The organism is Microvirga sp. P4_G7, assembly GCF_056401005.1.
On the sequence record NZ_JBFUKD010000500.1, the window covers coordinates 1 to 2,853 of the forward strand.

At 62.2% G+C, this 2,853-nt stretch carries 4 protein-coding genes; all 4 read left to right on the forward strand.

The window, feature by feature from the left end:
- The coding region (locus AC1DT3_RS16980) for a DUF1365 domain-containing protein (protein ID WP_477466412.1) at nt 1-561 on the forward strand (561 nt) is incomplete at its 5' end.
- A gap of 11 nt (nt 562-572) precedes the next feature.
- Nucleotides 573-1,829, forward strand: coding sequence for a class I SAM-dependent methyltransferase (locus AC1DT3_RS16985; RefSeq protein WP_477466413.1), 1,257 nt, complete (start codon nt 573-575; stop codon nt 1,827-1,829).
- Nucleotides 1,826-2,476, forward strand: coding sequence for a DUF6134 family protein (locus tag AC1DT3_RS16990; RefSeq protein WP_477466414.1), 651 nt, complete (start codon nt 1,826-1,828; stop codon nt 2,474-2,476). The genes AC1DT3_RS16985 and AC1DT3_RS16990 overlap by 4 nt, the downstream gene beginning before the upstream one ends.
- Nucleotides 2,477-2,565: 89 nt before the next feature.
- The coding region (locus tag AC1DT3_RS16995) for a GAF domain-containing protein (protein WP_477466415.1) at nt 2,566-2,853 on the forward strand (288 nt) is incomplete at its 3' end.

Here is a 2,853-nt window from a genome sequence, read left to right on the forward strand (position 1 = left end):
GACGTGGAAGCCGCGATGGCGCAGGCGGGAGTGGCGTGCGATGGAGGCGCTATCCGCCTCCTGACGATGCCGCGCATCCTCGGCTATGCCTTCAATCCGCTCAGCGTCTATTTTTGTTACGCGCGAAGCGGGGCATTGAGAGCGATTTTCTACGAAGTGTCCAATACCTTCGGCCAGCATCACAGCTATCTCGTTGCCATCGACGAGAGCGACAAAGCATTGCGGCACAATGCACCGAAACGCTTCTACGTGTCGCCGTTCCTCGACATGGCACTGACCTATGCGTTCCGCGTCAAGCCGCCTGAACAAACGGTTGCGGTTTCAATTCAATGCGACGATGGCGCCGGCCCGGTCATCGCAGCGTCGCTGGTGGGCGAGCGACGGGACGTATCGGACCGATCGCTTCTTGCAATTTTTGCCACGCATCCGCTGCTGACGTTGAAGGTAGTGGCCGGCATCCATTTCGAGGCGCTTCGCCTGTGGCTGAAAGGCGTGCGTCTGCACGGTCGCCCGCCGCCGCCCGACACGCCCGTCACGACGATTTCACGACCCGTTTCATGAGGAAAGCGATCATGGCCTCTCACGGCACCAGCGAAAGCATGGCGCGGACCGTGCCCGGCGCGCGCCGCAAGTCGTTCTTCGGACTTGGACCGTCGTTTCTCCGCAAGCTTCTCGCCCACATCGCATTCGGAACGCTTGTGGTCGAAACGCCGTCCGGTGAACGGGTTCGCCATGTCGGCCGCGCCGAAGGACCCGAGGCGATACTCGTTCTGCACCGTTGGCGCGGGCTGCGGCGCCTCGCGATGAAAGGCGATGTGGGGTTTGCACAAGGCTACATCGACGGCGACTGGTCGAGCCCAGACTTGTCAGCTTTGATCGAGCTGGCGGCGCTCAACTCCCCCGCGCTCCAGCGTCTGATGCGCGGTGTCACCGTGGCGCGATGGGTCAATCGCGCAACACATCTCCTTCGAGCCAATACCCGCACCGGAAGCCGTCGCAACATCGCCTTTCACTATGATCTCGGGAATGACTTTTATTCTCTGTGGCTCGACGAAACCATGACCTATTCGTCGGCGCTTTATACGCGAGACGACCTCACGCTCGAGAGCGCCCAAGACGCCAAGATCGACCGCGTCGTCTCGCTTCTCGACCCGAAACGCGACGATGCCGTCCTCGAGGTCGGCTGCGGCTGGGGCACGCTCGCAAGGAAGTTGGCGCGGGACAGCGGCGCGCAGGTCACGGCGCTGACATTGTCGAAGGAGCAACGCCTCCACGCGCATACGATGTTTATGCAAAGCGGTCTTGCGAATCAGATCGACGTCCGTCTCCAGGATTATCGGGATGTTTCGGGGCAATATGATCGCATCGTCTCCATCGAGATGCTGGAAGCGGTCGGCGAGGCGTTCTGGCCAGTTTACTTCGATGGGATTCGCCAGCGCCTGAAGCGCGATGGCCGCGCGGTTTTGCAGGTCATCACCATCAATGAGGACCGCTTCAACGATTATCGCGCGGGTGCCGATTTCATTCAGAGCTACATCTTCCCGGGTGGAATGCTGCCATCGAAGACGGCCTTGCAGGCCGAGATCGGACGCGCGCGGTTGAAGCTCGTGGAGATGGAGTGTTTCGGACAGAGCTATGCGCGCACGCTCGCTGAATGGCGCATGCGCTTCCATCGCGCTTGGCCGCAGATCGAGGCACTCGGCTTCGGCGAGTCGTTCCGCAGGCTCTGGGACTATTACCTCTGCTACTGCGAGGGTGGCTTCCGCGCCGGCGCCATCGATGTCGGCCTCTACGCCGTCGTCCATGATGATGGAGCCGTCGGGCCATGATGGATCGTCGGCATTTCGTCATTGCCGGCGGCGCGTTCATCCTCGCCCCGTCGCATGGCCTGGCCGCTCTGCCGGTGCCGCCCGGAGGGACGTTGTCTTTCCGCGTGCTTCGGAAGGGTTCCTCCATCGGCACGCACGCGCTGACATTCTCGCCCACAACCGGCGGATTGGTGGTCAAGATCGCGGTGGACCTGGTCGTGAAACTCGGCCCGGTGCCGCTCTATCGCTACACGCACCGGGCGACCGAGACGTGGCGAGGAGATGTGGTCGTCTCGATCGACGCCGAGACGGACGACAACGGCAAACGACTGCGTGTTTCGGGCGAGCGGAAGGGTGAGGGACTTGCCATCCAATCGACGACATCGGGTTCGTATCAGGCGCCTGCCAACGCGTTGCCGGCGACCCACTGGAACCGCCGCATGCTCGATGGGCCTTTCATCAATACCCAGACGGGCGAACTCACCCGTGCGACCGTGACACCCAGAGGTCAGGAGCGGATCGAGACGGCGTCCGGACCGGTGACTGCCCGTCGGTATGCCTTGTCCGGACCCGTCTCGCTGGAGACCTGGTATGACGACGGCCCCGCCTGGGTCGGCTTGCGCTTCACGGCGGACGACGGTACGCCGATCACCTATCGACGCGCATAGAGCCAGCGCTGCAAGCCGCATCGCGCCAGGTGTTGACCGGGACCATGCTTTCGCCGTGTATGCGGGAAATGGCCTGCGAAGGACGAGAGATGTATCAGACGCCTGTTCCGCCCGCGAATGAAGCCGACCGGCTCCAGTTTCTTTCCCTGTGCGACATACTCGATACGCCGAAGGACGAGCGATTCGACCGGTTGACCCGCCTCGCGACTCGGTTCTACGACGCGGATGTGGCCTTCATTGGTTTCATCGACGACGATTACCAGTGGATGAAATCGGTCAATTCCGATGCCATAGCGCCGTGGATCGAGCGCAACCGCAGCGTCTGCAACATCATGATCACGACCGGTGAACCCCTCGTGGTCGGCGACATGCACAGC

Excerpts from the sequence above, each read along its gene's own strand:
- AC1DT3_RS16985 (WP_477466413.1), top strand. The coding sequence starts at position 573 with ATGGCCTCTCACGGCACCAGCGAAAGCATGGCGCGGACCGTGCCCGGC.
- AC1DT3_RS16990 (WP_477466414.1), top strand. The coding sequence starts at position 1,826 with ATGATGGATCGTCGGCATTTCGTCATTGCCGGCGGCGCGTTCATCCTC.